14 protein-coding genes are annotated in these 13514 nt (G+C 74.2%); 4 read left to right on the forward strand and 10 right to left on the reverse strand.

Features of this window, described 5'->3' with window-relative positions; all coding sequences use genetic code 11:
- Window positions 1-221: 221 nt before the first annotated feature.
- The 3 genes from ACFVYI_RS04655 to ACFVYI_RS04665 are packed head-to-tail and all read right to left on the reverse strand — an operon-like array spanning window position 222 to window position 3321.
- Window positions 222-1064, reverse strand: coding sequence for a hypothetical protein (locus ACFVYI_RS04655; protein WP_387881532.1), 843 nt, complete (start codon window positions 1062-1064; stop codon window positions 222-224).
- Complete coding sequence (locus ACFVYI_RS04660; protein ID WP_387881534.1) at window positions 1061-2878, reverse strand: GMC family oxidoreductase; 1818 nt, start codon at window positions 2876-2878, stop codon at window positions 1061-1063. Before ACFVYI_RS04660 ends, ACFVYI_RS04655 begins: the two co-directional genes overlap by 4 nt.
- Window positions 2875-3321 carry a hypothetical protein gene (locus ACFVYI_RS04665; protein ID WP_387881536.1) on the reverse strand — a complete coding sequence of 149 codons (447 nt, stop codon included), beginning with the start codon at window positions 3319-3321 and terminating at the stop codon, window positions 2875-2877. The genes ACFVYI_RS04660 and ACFVYI_RS04665 overlap by 4 nt, the downstream gene beginning before the upstream one ends.
- 390 nt (window positions 3322-3711) lie before the next feature.
- Here ACFVYI_RS04665 and ACFVYI_RS04670 point away from each other — a divergent pair, with 390 nt between their 5' ends.
- Window positions 3712-4536: a DUF4389 domain-containing protein gene (locus ACFVYI_RS04670; RefSeq protein WP_387881538.1), complete on the forward strand. Its 825-nt coding sequence runs from the start codon at window positions 3712-3714 to the stop codon at window positions 4534-4536.
- A gap of 453 nt (window positions 4537-4989) precedes the next feature.
- Here the strand turns inward: ACFVYI_RS04670 and ACFVYI_RS04675 are convergent, their stop codons facing one another.
- Entirely contained in the window at window positions 4990-5397 is a 408-nt protein-coding gene (locus ACFVYI_RS04675) for a hypothetical protein (protein ID WP_387881540.1), read from the reverse strand.
- Window positions 5398-5517: 120 nt separating this feature from the next.
- Window positions 5518-6099, reverse strand: a complete 582-nt coding sequence (locus tag ACFVYI_RS04680; protein WP_387881542.1) for a cupin domain-containing protein — start codon at window positions 6097-6099, stop codon at window positions 5518-5520.
- A gap of 147 nt (window positions 6100-6246) precedes the next feature.
- Between ACFVYI_RS04680 and ACFVYI_RS04685 the strand changes: the two genes are divergently transcribed.
- Entirely contained in the window at window positions 6247-7152 is a 906-nt protein-coding gene (locus ACFVYI_RS04685) for a LysR family transcriptional regulator (protein WP_387881544.1), read from the forward strand.
- Window positions 7153-7278: 126 nt separating this feature from the next.
- Here ACFVYI_RS04685 and ACFVYI_RS04690 read toward each other — a convergent pair whose 3' ends face one another.
- From ACFVYI_RS04690 to galT, 3 genes are all read right to left on the reverse strand, one after another.
- Entirely contained in the window at window positions 7279-7677 is a 399-nt protein-coding gene (locus tag ACFVYI_RS04690; protein ID WP_387881546.1) for a DUF4440 domain-containing protein, read from the reverse strand.
- A gap of 102 nt (window positions 7678-7779) precedes the next feature.
- Entirely contained in the window at window positions 7780-8910 is a 1131-nt protein-coding gene (gene galK, locus ACFVYI_RS04695) for a galactokinase (RefSeq protein ID WP_387881548.1), read from the reverse strand.
- 93 nt (window positions 8911-9003) lie between these two features.
- A complete protein-coding gene (gene galT, locus ACFVYI_RS04700) occupies window positions 9004-10143 on the reverse strand; it encodes a galactose-1-phosphate uridylyltransferase (protein ID WP_387881550.1) in 1140 nt (379 codons plus the stop codon).
- A gap of 166 nt (window positions 10144-10309) precedes the next feature.
- On the opposite strand from galT, the gene ACFVYI_RS04705 reads away from it, so the two are divergent.
- Entirely contained in the window at window positions 10310-11116 is an 807-nt protein-coding gene (locus tag ACFVYI_RS04705; protein ID WP_387881552.1) for a DeoR/GlpR family DNA-binding transcription regulator, read from the forward strand.
- 153 nt (window positions 11117-11269) lie between these two features.
- Here ACFVYI_RS04705 and ACFVYI_RS04710 read toward each other — a convergent pair whose 3' ends face one another.
- A complete protein-coding gene (locus ACFVYI_RS04710; protein WP_387881554.1) occupies window positions 11270-11830 on the reverse strand; it encodes a DinB family protein in 561 nt (186 codons plus the stop codon).
- 317 nt (window positions 11831-12147) lie between these two features.
- Here ACFVYI_RS04710 and ACFVYI_RS04715 point away from each other — a divergent pair, with 317 nt between their 5' ends.
- Window positions 12148-13092 (forward strand): DUF5996 family protein, encoded by a 945-nt coding sequence (locus tag ACFVYI_RS04715; protein WP_387881556.1) that lies wholly within the window; start codon window positions 12148-12150, stop codon window positions 13090-13092.
- A gap of 5 nt (window positions 13093-13097) precedes the next feature.
- Here ACFVYI_RS04715 and ACFVYI_RS04720 read toward each other — a convergent pair whose 3' ends face one another.
- The gene (locus tag ACFVYI_RS04720) at window positions 13098-13457 is read right to left on the reverse strand and encodes a UBP-type zinc finger domain-containing protein (protein WP_387881558.1); all 360 of its coding nucleotides are present in this window, start codon (window positions 13455-13457) and stop codon (window positions 13098-13100) included.
- Between the last annotated feature and the right edge of the window lie 57 nt (window positions 13458-13514).

Genomic DNA, 13514 nt, shown 5'->3' on the forward strand with positions numbered 1-13514 from the left:
CGGCGGACCCGGGCGACGGAGGCGCGGACGAAGCGGTCCACATTCGATTCTGCCGGGGTTCCCGGATCCTGCACGGTATGACCACGGGCCTTCGGCCTCATGGGGTCGGGGCCACCCGGCTGCCCGACGCCCCGCCCGCCGAACGTGCGGCCCCGCGGCATCGCGCGGCGGAGCGCCCGGCCCGGCCCGGCCCGCCGGAACGTCGACGGGCCGGGGCCGGATCAGCGGACGTAGTAGGCCCGGTTGTGGGCGGCGACCGGCGGGGACTGGTAGGTCCACACCCCGGCGGCGTGCGCGTCGCCGACCAGCCGGGCGAGGTCGCCGACGGCCTCCTCGGCGGGGTCTTCGAGGGTGAGCCGGACCCTGGCCGCGGTGCGGTCGTCGAGGGCGTAGTAGCGGTACGGCTGGTAGACGTTGAGCGGCCCGGCCAGCAACCGGCCTTCCTCGTCGGTCCCGTAGCCGGTGATCGGCGTGTTGTTGACCGGCTCGGGGGTGAGGCCGGTCAGGTCCGCCTCAACGGTGAGGAGTCGCCCGTCGTGCCGGACCAGGCCGTCCGGTGCCACGGTGGCGCGCCGGCAGGAGAAGGTCCAGTGCTCGCGCACGGACGGGGCGTTGAGCGAGGGCATCACGGCGTCGAACCAGCCGGGCCGCTTGGGCTCGGCGTAGAGCCTGCGTCCCGCGTCGATGGCGAGCGGATTGTCGCACAGGACGTGCGTCCGGGCGATCCCGAGCAGCTTGGTCTGGTCGTACCCGCGGGCGTACTGGCCGTAGTTGAGCTCGGGCAGGCGGTCCTCGGCGAACTGCGGGTGGGCGATGACGTTGATCTCCACCTCCTGGGTGATCCCGCCGCCGCCCGGGTACTGCGCGAAGTAGAGCTGGTAGTTCAGCGAGACGCAGGCCATGCCGTCGAACAGGGCGACGGCCAGGCCCGGGTGGCGCTTGGCGAGCAGGTCGCGGCACGGACCGGGGGCGACCAGGTAGTCCACGCCGATGTTGTGCAGCGCGCCGTAGTGGAACGGCAGGTGGTACGGCTCCGGGACGGGCGGGAGCGGCAGGGCGGTCATCGGGACTCCGTCGGTCGGTGGGCGGGCACGGGCGGGCCCGCCGGTGCGCCGAGCGTCACCGGTCGGTGCAGCGCCAGCAGGTCGCGGTGGATCCGGTCGGCGCTGCGCAACGCGAGCGCGGCCATGGTGAGCGAGGGGTTGGAGGTGCCGAGCGAGGGCATCGAGCCGCAGCCGACGGCGTAGAGATTGGGGTGGTCCCAGCAGCGCTGCCACTGGTCGACGACGGAGTCGGCCGGCGAGTCGCCCATGATGTGCGTGCCGCCGGCGTGGCCCGCGCCGCGGTAGGCGTACGGGTGGCCCTGGTGTTCCAGCCGGCCCGGCCAGCGCGGCCCGGCCTCGTATCGGGTGTGGTCCTCGGCACCGAGCAGCGCGAAGAGCTGGTCGGAGACGGCTCGGGCCGAGGCCATGCCCCGCCGCACGTAGGCGGAGAGGTCGTAGTGCAGGGCGGGGCGGGGCAGGCCAAGCCGGTCCCGCCGGTCCGGGTCGAGGGTGACGCGGTTGGCCGGGTCGGCGGGCTGCTCCAGCTCGAACTGAAGGGCGAACTGCCGGCCGAGCCGGTCCCCCAGCCGCTCGCGCAGCTCCTTCCCGCGTACCCCGGCGGCCAGCAGCTCCGCGACCTCGACCTGCGGCGGCCCGGCGGCCCAGGACCAGCCCCAGTTGCCGATCTCGATACGGAAGGGCGCGCGGCGGCTGCGGCCCGCGCCGAAGCGGAACGCCTCCAGTCCGCTGGTCGACCCCGGGCCCCGGTAGGGGCCGACCTGGTCCGGCATCAGGCCCCAGGTGAGCAGGGCCGGGTGGTCCATCAGGTTGCGGCCGACCTGGTCGCTTCGGTTGGCCAGGCCGGAGAGGAGCAGCAGCCGGGCGTTCTCGATCGCGTGGGCGGCGAGGACGACGAGGTCGGCCTCGACCCGGTGGGTGGCGCCGCCGGACAGGTAGTCGACGCCGGTGATCCGGCCGGTGCCGTCGGCGATCACCCGGCCGACCACGGCGTCCGTGCGCAGTTCGACGGTCCCGGACCATCGGGCCTGGGTACGCAGCGGCGTGTACTTGGCGCCGGTCGGGCAGATCGGGACGCAGCTGGCGCTGCCCGCGCAGGGCGCACCGGCCGCCCCCGGGCCGTGCGGCGAATCCCCTGCCGGTCCGCCGGGCAGCCCGTTGCGGGCGTGCGGGGTGGCGGTGACGGCGAGGCGCGCGGCCTCCGCCACGGCGGGGTCGCGGACGGTGCGGCCGTCGAGGGCGCGGGCCACCTGCCGGTCGAGGTAGCTGGCAGGGATGGCGCGGCTCGGGAAGGCGTAGCCGTCCGGGATGGGCAGGCCGACGGCCTCGCGCTGCTGGTCCGCGTCGGCCGCCACGCCGAGTTCCCGCTCGGCGCTGCGGTAGTACGGTTCGAGGTCGTGGTAGCCGATCGGCCAGTTGCGGCCGTGGCCGAGGTCGCCGGTGCGGAAGTCCTCGGGGTGCATGCGGGGGGCGAGTCCGGTCCACAGCAGTCCGGTGCCCCCGTTGACCCGCAGGTAGCCGCTGGCGTAGGGCAGGGGTCCGTGCTGCACCAGGTGGCCGGTCGCGTCGAAGCCGCCGTCCGATCGCCCGGTGAGGTCGCCCACGTCGGGGGACGGCGCGTCCTCGCTGAGCGGGTACGGCGAGGTGGGCGTCCCGCCGCCGGCGGCGCGGTACGCCGTCGTGGTGGCGGCGGCACCCCTGGCCGGGTGGCCGGCCTCCAGGACGAGGACGCGCCAGCCCTGCGCACCGAGGCGCTCGGCGACCAGGGACCCGGCGAAACCCGCGCCCACCACGACGGCGTCCCAGCGCGCGCTCACCGGCCACCTCCGTGCAGCGGCGCCTCGGCCCAGCTGCCGTGTCCGGGCGCGGCGGCACCGGGCGCGGCGCCCTGGAAGGTGCGCCACATCAGCCCCCGGTCGTAGGCGCGGGGCGAGGAGGGCGGTTCGCCCGGCCACGCTCCGACGTACCAGAGGTGGATGAGGGCGTGCTCGTCACGGACCCGGCGGGCGAGCAGGGTGCGGTGGTGCTCGTGGGCCATGCCGGTGGCACGCAGCTCCCCCTCGTCGAAGCCCGTGAGACCGGCGGAGACCCGGAGGAACGCGTCGAAGTCGGCGAGGTCGTCGTGGTCGGCGCCGTCGCAGTCGTCATCGAGATCGTCGTAGCGGTCACGACCGTCGCGGTCGACGCGTTCCCCGTGGTCACCGCGTCCGTCGCGTTCCCCGCGGTCGTCGCAGTCGTCGTGGTCGTCGATGGTTGGCATCCGGGCACCCCCACACGTGAGTACTGCATGGCCGAGGCATGTCACAACGGCGGCACGGACGACCGCAGCTGCGATCCTCCCTCCCGGTGCCATCGGGGAGCACCGGATGCCCGGAAGTGATCTCCTCTGATCGTTGTCCGGCCATCTGGAGCGTGAACGTGATCATCCGATCCGTCGGAAGTGTGCGAATCAGCAGCCCGCGGACGTGACCCGTCGACGTGGTCCGGTGCCACGGCACACCCGCCGCCGAGGGTGCCCCCCACCGCACCGCGCCGGACCGCGATCGCCCGGGCGGCGCAGTGCAGCGCGCGCGGGCGGCGGGGGGCTGCGATCTTCGGAGCACACGACGGTGCACCGCCGTGTGCCTGGTGTCGAGACCTGGAGGTCCGGATGTGGCAGGCTCCCCCCGCGCCCGCTCCGTTGGACGGCGAGTGGCTGCCGGTGCTGGACATGCCCCCGCCGGGGCCGCAGAACCGGCTCACCGTGCTGGTGCGGATCCTGCTGCTGATCCCGCAGCTCATCGTGCTCTGGGCGTTGTCGGTGGTGGCGTTCTTCGTCACCGTGATCGGCTGGTTCGGTGCGCTGTTCCTCGGCCGGCTGCCGGGCTTCGCCGCCGACTACCTGTCCGGCTACGTGCCGTACGAGACCCGGGTGAACGCCTACCTGCTGCTGACCCACGACCGGTACCCGCCGTTCGCGTTCCGGACGCCCGGCTACCCCGTGCAGGTCGAGCTGCGGCCCGGTGAGCTCAACCGGCTCGCGGTCTTCTTCCGGATCGTGCTCGTCATCCCCGCGATGATCATCCAGGCCGTGCTGTACGCCGGCTGGTGGACGGTCGCCTTCATCAGCTGGCTGGTGGTCCTGATCCTGGGCCGGATGCCGCAGCCGCTGTTCGAGGCCACGGCGGCGATCCTGCGCTACCGGATGCGGTACACCGCCTACCTGCTGATGCTCACCTCCGCCTACCCGAAGCGGCTCTTCGGCGACGAGCCGGGGCCGGTGACGGGCGGGCCGGTCTCGGGGACCCACCCGCTGGTGCTGAGCGGCGGCGGACGCGGGCTGCTGGTGGCGTTCCTCGTGATCGGAGTGCTCTCCTCGGGCACCAGCTCGATCACGACGACCTTCACGGACGATGACGACGACACCGACCACGTCACCGGCCCCCTGGTGCCGGGGCCCCTGCTGCCGGCGGGCCCGCTCGACACCGCCCGCTGACGGCCGGTCCGCCCGCCCCGGCGGCCCGGACCGCGCGGGCGCCCACCGGCCCCGGGACCTTCCGGTCCCGGGCCGGCGCCGTGCACCGGGCCGGCGCCGTGCCCCGCCGTGCGACCGGCGGGGCCCGCTCGGCCGGCGGGCACGTCCTGTGAGGTCGGGGGTGGCGTCGGCGCCCTGGTCGGCTTCCTCCCACTGCTCTCCGTAGGAGGGCGCCTCGGCGTGTCCTCGCGGGTCCCACTCGATCCAGGGAAATCCGTGTCCGCGTTGGTGAGTTGGTGGCATTCGGCGCACCGGCCGCCGGGAGCGGCCGGCTCGCCGCGACCTCGGCCCGCCGCCCCGCGAAGGCGATCACGTCGGCTACAGCAAACTCGGAAAGGAATGGCCGGCCGGGTATCCCGGCGTCACCGTCGATCCCGGCGGTGAATCCTTCCTGGTCGCCTGCGAGGTCGGCACCTACTGGATCGCCAAGGTCACGTACTCGGGGTCCTTCGTGTCCGTCATCGACACCTGGGACGGGCCGACGGTGGCCGTCATCTCGGGCCTGCACCTGCTGGATCCGAACAACATAGGGAGCGTTCCCGAGCCGAACAGCCGCGTGATCATCCCGCCGGACGGTCCGGGGATTCTCGTGGGCGCCGGTGTGCTGCCGAACAGGAACATCGTCACCCGCGAACAGTTCTGGCAGCGCCTGCCGGACTCCCACAGTCTCGCCCCCCACGAGGCCAGGGCGGTCAACTTCACGATCAGCACGGGCACGCAGCAGAGTTCCTCGAACACGAAGACCGCGGCCGATTCGGTGAGCACGAGTGCGCGGGCCGGGTGGGGACCGTTCGGCGCGTCGGTCTCGGCTTCGCTGAGCAAGTCGTCGACCTCGACCCAGCAGGTGACCGTGTCGACGGACGCCGTGCCGTCTTCCGCACGGCACCGGCCCAGGCGGGTCCGCCGCGCCCGGGCCGGTCTCCGCCCGGGCGGGCGCCGAGGTCACTGCGTGGCGCCGGAGCGGACGCGCTGCCAGGGCCCCGCGTCCGTGAAGTGGACGTCGTAGCGCTCCTGTTCGGGGATGAGCCGATCGAAGGTGTCCAGCCCGGCGGCGATGCGGCCGAGGTGGCGGAAGTAGTCGAAGCGCTCCACCGCGGGTGTCATCACCACGAGCAGGTCGGCCGTGCTGCCGGGCGCCGCGCCGAACGCGTGGGGCAGCCCGGGCGGGACGACCACGAGGCCGCCCGCCGTGACGGCGGTCGGCCAGTCCCCCAGCAGGAACTCCACCGCGCCGCCGAGCACGTAGAACAGCTCCGAGGAGCGCGCGTGGACGTGCGGCCTGGCGCCGTCCGCGCCCTCGGCCAGGACGAGGCGGTTGGCACCGAACGCGGCGGCGAACGCGCCGGCGGCTGGGGCACCGGCCGGGGCGGCGGCGTCACCGTCCGCCAACAGGTGGAAGGCGCTGCCCGCGGCAAGGGCGACGAACTCGGCGTCGGCCGCGCGGACGACCAGCGCCGCCCCCGCGCCGGGCAGCGGCTCGCGGGTGGCGTCGGAGGCGGAGCGGGGGTTCGGGTGGGACGGCATCGGTCTGTCCTTCGCGGTCGGCTGGCTGGTCGGGATCCATTCGAGCCCGGGAATAGCGGCCGAACCAGGAGCAGTTGGCGATGTCACCGATCAGTGATCGCGATGGGTCGGCGCCGCCGGCCCAGCGGCTCGTAAGGGGGAGGCGGCGTGGAGCTCCGGCAGCTGGCGTACGTCGTGGCGGTGGCCGAGGAGGGCGGGTTCGGCCGCGCCGCCGAGCGGCTGAGCATCGTGCAGTCCGCGGTCAGCCAGCAGGTCCAGCGGCTGGAACGCGAGCTCGGGGTGCTCCTCTTCGACCGTTCGTCCCGGCAGGTCCGGCTGACGGCGGCCGGTGAACGTCTGTTGCCGGAGGCCCGGGCCGTCCTCGCGGCGGCCGACCGCACCCGTCGGGTGGCCGCCGAGATCGCCGCCGGGGCCGACGGCGTGCTCCGCCTGGGCGCCGTCCACGGGCCGGCCGACCGGCTCTACGGCCTCCTCGCCGCGCTGGCGGACATCGCACCGCGCCTGCGCGTCCGGCTCACCCGGGCCGCACCGGCGCAGCGGCTCGCGCTGGTCGGCTCTGGTGAGCTGGACGCCGCCTTCGTGCGCGGTCCGGCCGACGCCCCCGGGCTGGACCTGCTCCCGCTCTGGAGCGACCCGCTGTACGCCGCCCTGCCCGCCGCCCACCCGCTCGCCGCCACCCGGTCCACCACCGCCGGCGGCGCCCCGCTGAGCCTGGCCCACCTGCGCGACCTTCCGCTCCGCCTGGCACCCCGTGCGCACAATCCGCCCTTCCACGACCTGGTCACCGCCGCCTGGAGCGCGGCCGGCCTGGCCGCACCCGCCCCCGGCCCCGCGTTCACCACCCTGCGCGAGACGCTCACCGAGATCGCCGACGACGCTCCGTCGTGGACGGTCTTCTACCGGGTGTCCGAGCTGCCGCCGGTCCCCCGGATCGTCTACCGACCGCTCGCCGACCTCACCGTCACCACCTCCCTCGCCGTCCGCAGCGGCCCGCCCCCGCCCGCCCTGCGCCGGCTCCTCCAGGCGCTCCGCACCGTGGCACCCGCGGCGTGACGTCGGCCCCGTGATACCGCCTCCGTGACACGGACCCCGCGACACCGGCCCCGTGACGGCAGCGGTCCCCGACCGGAGTTGCGGTCGGGGACCTTCGTGATCGGTCGGTCGGTCGGCGTCAGGAGGTCAGTCCCGGTCGAACCAGGAGAAGGCGACGATCCGCCAGCCCTCGGCGGTGCGGACGAACTGGAAGGCCTTGGTGCCGCTGCCCTCGTACGGTTGGCCGTTCAGGATCCCGGACTTTCCGTACTCGCCGACGCGCGACGCGATGTCGCCCACGACTTCGGTGCGCTCGGACGTCTCCCACTCGGAGAAGTCGACCAACCGGCCGTCGCTGAGCAGCTGTTCGCGCGGGGCGATGAACTCCTCCACGGTGTACACGGTGAGGTCGGTCCCGGTATGGACGATCACTCCTCCCGGAACCAGCAGCCGGCGCAGCCGGGCGACGTCCGCGGGCTTGCCGCCCCGGTTGTCGAAGGCGCCGAAGAACTCGGCGGTCAGCGCATCAATCTCGACCTTGGACATGATCAGACAGTAACACTGCAATGGCACCGTGGCGCCGGAGTTGTCCACACCGCCGGAGCCACCTCGACCCCGTGGCCGGACGCCCCGGCACCCCGGCTGCGCTCAGCTCACCCTCCGGGCCCCGCTCGCGGGCTCGGCCTGGTGGATGGCCGGGGCGGTGTGACCCGCCGAGCGGAAGGCCTGGGTGACGCTTCCGGCCACCGCCTCGGCGGTGTCGGCGGCGACCAGGGCGATGACCGAGCCGCCGAAGCCGCCGCCGGTCATCCGGGCCCCGAGGGCCCCGGCGGCGACGGCGGCGACGACCGCGAGATCGGTCTCCGCGCAGGAGACCCGGTAGTCGTCGCGCAGCGAGGCGTGCCCCGCCGTCAGGATCGGCCCGAGCCCGGCCGGGTCACCCGCGTCGAGCAGGGCCACCGCCCGCCGGACACGGTCGTCCTCCGTCACCACGTGCCGGACCAGCGGCCGCAGCTCGTCGGGCAGCCGGCTGAGGGCCTCGTCCAGGCCGGAGAGCGGCACCTCGCGCAGGGCGGGCAGCCCGAGCAGTTCGGCGGCCCGTTCGCACCCGGCCCGCAGCTGCGCGTAGGCGCCGTCGGCGAGGTCGTGCTTCACCCTGGTGTCCATCACCAGCAGCCGCAGCCCGGCGCCGGCCAGGTCGAGCGGCACCTGACGGGCCGACAGGTCCCGGGTGTCGAGGTACAGCGCCGCACCGGCCCGGCAGCACATCGACGCCATCTGGTCCATCACCCCGCAGGGCACGCCGACGAACCGGTTCTCGGCCCGCTGGGCGAGCAGGGCCAGCTCCTGCTCGCCCAGGCCGAGGCCGTACAGGTCGTCGTAGGCCACCGCGACCGCGCACTCCAGGGCCGCGGAGGACGAGAGCCCGGCGCCGGTGGGCACGTCGCTGTCGAAGCTCAGGTCCGCCCCGCCGACCCGGTGCCCCGCCTCAAGGAGCGCCCGGACGACGGCGGCCGGGTAGCGGGCCCAGCCGGTCACGGTGCCCGCGGCGAGGTCCTCGGCGGTCAGCTCGGTGACGGTGCCGTCCCCCTGGGCGCTGTGCAGGCGCAGCCGGCCGTCGGTACGGCGGCGGGCCTGCACCCGGACGGTCTGCGCCAGGGCGATCGGCAGCACGAACCCGAGGTTGTAGTCGGTGTGTTCGCCGATCAGGTTGACCCGGCCGGGGGCCGCCCACTCCCCTTCGGGCTGGTGGCCGTACAGCGCGTGGAAGGTCGTCATCGTCGTCGTTCTCCGGGTGGGCGGTCTGCGGGTGGGCGTGGGGCGGGTGGAACGGGCGAGCGGTGGGTCGGACAAGCGGGCGGGTCGGGTCGATCAGGCGAGCGCCTCGCGCAGTCGCCGGGCGGCGGTCTCCGGCGCGATGTCGTTGACGAAGGCGTCCATGCCGGACTCGACGCCGGCCAGGTACTTGAGCTTGCCGGCGGCCCGGCGGATGGTGAACAGCTCCAGGTGCAGGGCGAGTTCACCGCCGTCGCGGGTGGGGGCCTGGTGCCAGGCGGAGATGTAGGGTGTCCGCCCGGGGGCCTGCGGGGTGGCGAAGAGGGCGTCGAAACGGCGCAGCAGGTCGAGGTAGCGGGCCGGGAACTCGGCGCGCTCGTCCTCGGTGAGTCCGGTGAGGTCCGCGACACGACGGTTGGGGTAGAGGTGGACTTCGTAGGGCCAGCGGGCGGCGAACGGGACGAACGCCGTCCAGTGCTCGCCGGCGGCCACCACCCGTTCGCCGTCGGCGCGTTCGGCCGCGAGCAGGTCCTCGAAGAGGTTGCGGCCGGTGGCTTCGCGATGGCGCCCGGCCTGCTCGATCATCCGGGCGGTGCGCGGGGTGGTGAAGGGCAGGGCGTAGATCTGGCCGTGCGGGTGGGCGAGGGTGACGCCGATCTCGGCACCGCGGTTCTCGAAGCAGTACACCTGCTCGACCTCGGGCAGTGCCGACAGCTCGGCCGTGCGGTCGGTCCAGGCGTCCAGCACCAGCCGCGCGCGGTCCTCGTCCAGATCGGCGAAGGAGACGTCGTGGTCGGCGGTGAAGCAGACCACCTCGCAGCGGCCGTCGCCCGGCCGGGCGGTGCGCAGCGGGTCGGCCCCCGCGGCCCCGCCGGCCGTGGTCCCACCGTCCATGGCCCCGGCGCCCGGGTGCACCGCCCCCGGGGACGTGGCCAGCGACGGGAAGCGGTTCTCGAACACGACCACCTGGTAGTCGGCGTCGGGGATCTCGCTGAGGCGCCCGTCGCGCGAGGGGCAGAGCGGGCACTCGTCGGCCGGCGGGTGGTAGGTACGGGCCTGGCGGTGGGCGGCGATGGTGACCCAGGCGCCGGTGGCCGGGTCTTGGCGCACCTCGGCGGCCGGGGCCGCCCGGTCCAGCGGGCGGCGGTCGACGGCGGTGCGCGGCGGTGCGTCCGGACCGGCGTCGAAGTAGATCAGCTCGCGGCCGTCCGCCAGCTTGGTCACGGTCCTGGCCATCGTTCCCTCTCGGCTCGCCGGCGCCGATGCCCCGGATGGCAGTCACAATCAAACATTATCCAACGAAAGTCAACGGCACAGTGTGAACGGGCGACCGACTCGACCTGTCATGATGGCGATGATCACCGTTCACCCGGGTCACCACCCGCCGGAGGAGGCCAGCCCGATGTCCGACACCCACCAGCCACTCGCCGGCCAGCGGCGCGCCCTGATCCTCGACCTGGTGCGCACCCGCGGCGGAGTACGCGTCAACGAGCTCGTCCGCGAGCTCGGCGTCTCGGACATGACGGTCCGCCGGGACCTGGACGCGCTCGCCCGCAAGGACCTGCTCCACAAGGTCCACGGCGGCGCCGTACGGATCGAGGACACGGTCGTCCGCGAGCCCGGCTTCGAGGCCAAGTCGTCCTGGCAGCTGCCCGCCAAGGAGGCGATCGCCCGGAGGGCGGCCGAGCTCGTCCAGCCCGGCTCGGCCGTCGGCCTGGCCGCCGGCACCACCACCTACGAGGTGGCCCGCTGCCTGCGCGCGATCAGTGCCCTGACCGTCGTCACCAACGCGCTGCGCATCGCCGACCTGATGGAGGACCTCGGCGCGGACGGCGCACCCTCCTCCGCCACGGTCATCCGCACCGGCGGCGTACGGACCCCTTCGGACGCCATGGTGGGCCCGGTCGCGGACCAGGCCATCCGCTCCCTGCACGTGAACGTGCTGATCCTCGGCTGCCACGGCCTGTCCGCCGACGGCGGGCTGATGGCACCCAACCTCGCCGAGGCCGAGACCAACCGGACGTTCATCCACTCCGCCCGACGGGTCGTCGTGGTGGCCGACCACACCAAGTGGAACTCCGTCGGCCTGGTCTCCTTCGCCCCGCTCGACCAGGTCGACGTCCTGATCACCGACGAGGGACTCCCCGAGGAGGACCGCGCGGCGGCCGCCGCCCTGGTCGGCGAACTGGTCGTCGTCCCGACCCCCTGAACGCCGGCACAGCGGGCGCCCTCCGGGGCGCGGAGGCGGCGGCCGCGAGGCCCGGGCGGTGACGCGGGCCCGCAGGCGGGCCCACGCTGCCGGTCCCTGCGGTCCGGCCGCCGTCACACCCTCGCCGGGGAGATCATCGCGGGCGGAAGGACCTCACTGGCCCACCCGTCCGTCGACGCACTCGCGCAGGAGGTCGGCGTGCCCGCAGTGGCGGGCGTACTCCTCGACCCGGTGCACCATCAACTCCCGCACGGCGATCCCGTCCTTCGGCAGGCGCTCGTCCAGATCCGGGTGCTCGGCCAGCGCGGCGTCGGTCGCGGCCTGCTCACGCGCCAGGGCGGCGTACGCGGCGTCGACCTCGGCCTGCTCGGCGACGACGTCGTCGAAGTCCGCGTCGCGCCTGCCGTACAGCTTGGGCAGCGGTTCACCGTCGACGATCCAGTTGCGCCAGTCCCGTTCCACCTCGGCGAGGTGCCGGACCAGGCCGAGCAGCGACATCGTCGACGGCGGGACCGACCGGCGGGCGAGCTGCTCCGGGTCCAGGCCCTCGCACTTCATCCGCAGCGTCGCGCGGTAGTCGCTCAGGAAGCCCTGCAGCGTCGCGAGTTCGCCGTCCGGGCCGGCTCCTCCACTGGTGCGGGGGTCGTCGTCCGGGTCGGCCCACATGTCGGGGTAGACGGTCGCCCGGCTCCATCGTGCTGGTTGGTCGGTCATGCGGTCCAGGATCGATCGCGAGGTCCCGGGCCCGCCAGTGAATATCTCCCCCGGAGGCCGCCGCCGCGGTAGCCGCGGCCTTGCGCAGCCCTGACCACCCGCGCCACCGGAGCCACCCCGTCCGGGACAGCGTGGTCCACCGCTCCACCATCCGGCGGAACGAGTACGCGGCCGAGAACACCCACGTGCGATCGTCGACAGGGCTGACGTCGCCCGATGGGCACCGGCTCGCCCCGACGGCCGCCGGATCAAACCACCGTTCGCGCCCCGGCCGCCACGGTCACGGACGCGCAGCGAACGGGCAGGAGGAATGCGCGATGGAGCTGTTCCCACCGATGCCGCTCGCCGAGTGGCGGGACACGAAGGAGACGCTGCACCGCTTCACCCAGGTGGTGGGCAAGATCCGGCTCGCGGCGAGCGTGCGGCGCAACCACTGGTGGAACGTCCCGTTCCACCTCACCGGGCGCGGGATCACCACGCGGCCGATGGGGCAGGTCGACGGCAACCCGATCTTCACCATCGACTTCGACCTCGTCGCCCACCGGCTGGTCGTCGCGACGGCGGACGGCAGGGCGGAGTCCTTCCCGCTCCTCGGCCAGTCCGTCGCCTCGTTCTACCGGCAGACCCTGGAGACGCTGACCGCGCTGGGCGTCCGGGTGGAGCTCCCGAACCCCCGCCCCTACCGGCTGCCCGACTCCGACCGGCCGTTCGCCGAGGACTTCGAGCACGCGACCTACGACCCCGTCTGGGCGAATCGCTACTGGCAGGTGCTCAGCCAGGTCGCCCTGGTGCTGGAGGAGTTCGCGGCGCGCTTCTCGGGCAAGGTCAGCCCCGTCCACCTGTTCTGGCACTCGATGGACATCGCCCACACCCGGTTCGCCGGGGCCTCCGTCGACCAGCCCTCGCAGGTGGACCCGGTGACCCGCGAGGCGTACTCCCGGGAGCTGATCAGCTTCGGGTTCTGGTTCGGGGACGCCGACCTCGGCGAACCGGCCTTCTACTCCTACACGACGCCCGAGCCCGCGCACCTGGCCGAAGACCCGCTCACGCCCGCATCCGCACGGTGGATCCCGCTCGGCGAGAGCCACCTGGCCGTACTGCGCTACGACGCGGCCCGCGCCGAGGCCGATCCGAGGGCGGCCGCGCTCGCCTTCTACGAGCGCGCGTACCAGGCCGGAGCCGCCCGGGCCGGCTGGGACGTCGGCAGCCTCGCCTGCCCGGGCGGGGTCACGGACCCGCGTCTACCGGCCCCGCCGCTCTGACCGCCTCAGTGCAGCTGCAGCTGCCAGTCGGCCGGGACCTTGCCACCCGGGCCGGGCGTCGGCTGCGAGGCCGGGTGAGCGGCGGGCGGGGCCAGGTCCGGCCCGTCGTAGTACTGCTCGGTCTCGATGCTCCACAACCACGCCTCACCGGGTTCGAAGCTCGCCAGGAACGGGTGCCCCGCCTCCCGGGCGTGGCGCGTGCCGTGCTGAGAGGGTGAGGAGTCGCAGCACCCGATGTGCCCGCACGCGGCGCAGCGCCGCAGGTGGAACCACCACCCCGGCCCGTCCCCGGCCAGGCACTCGACACACCCGTCTCCGCTCGGCTTCGCGGAGGGGTCGATCCCCGGGATCTCGCTGGCGGCCATGGGCCACGCCTCCCATCGAAGGCTCGGTCGGGCGCCCGGGCCGCACGTCCACGCCGA

Origin of the sequence: Kitasatospora sp. NPDC058218, from assembly GCF_042882445.1 — a bacterium.
Taxonomy (GTDB): domain Bacteria; phylum Actinomycetota; class Actinomycetes; order Streptomycetales; family Streptomycetaceae; genus Kitasatospora.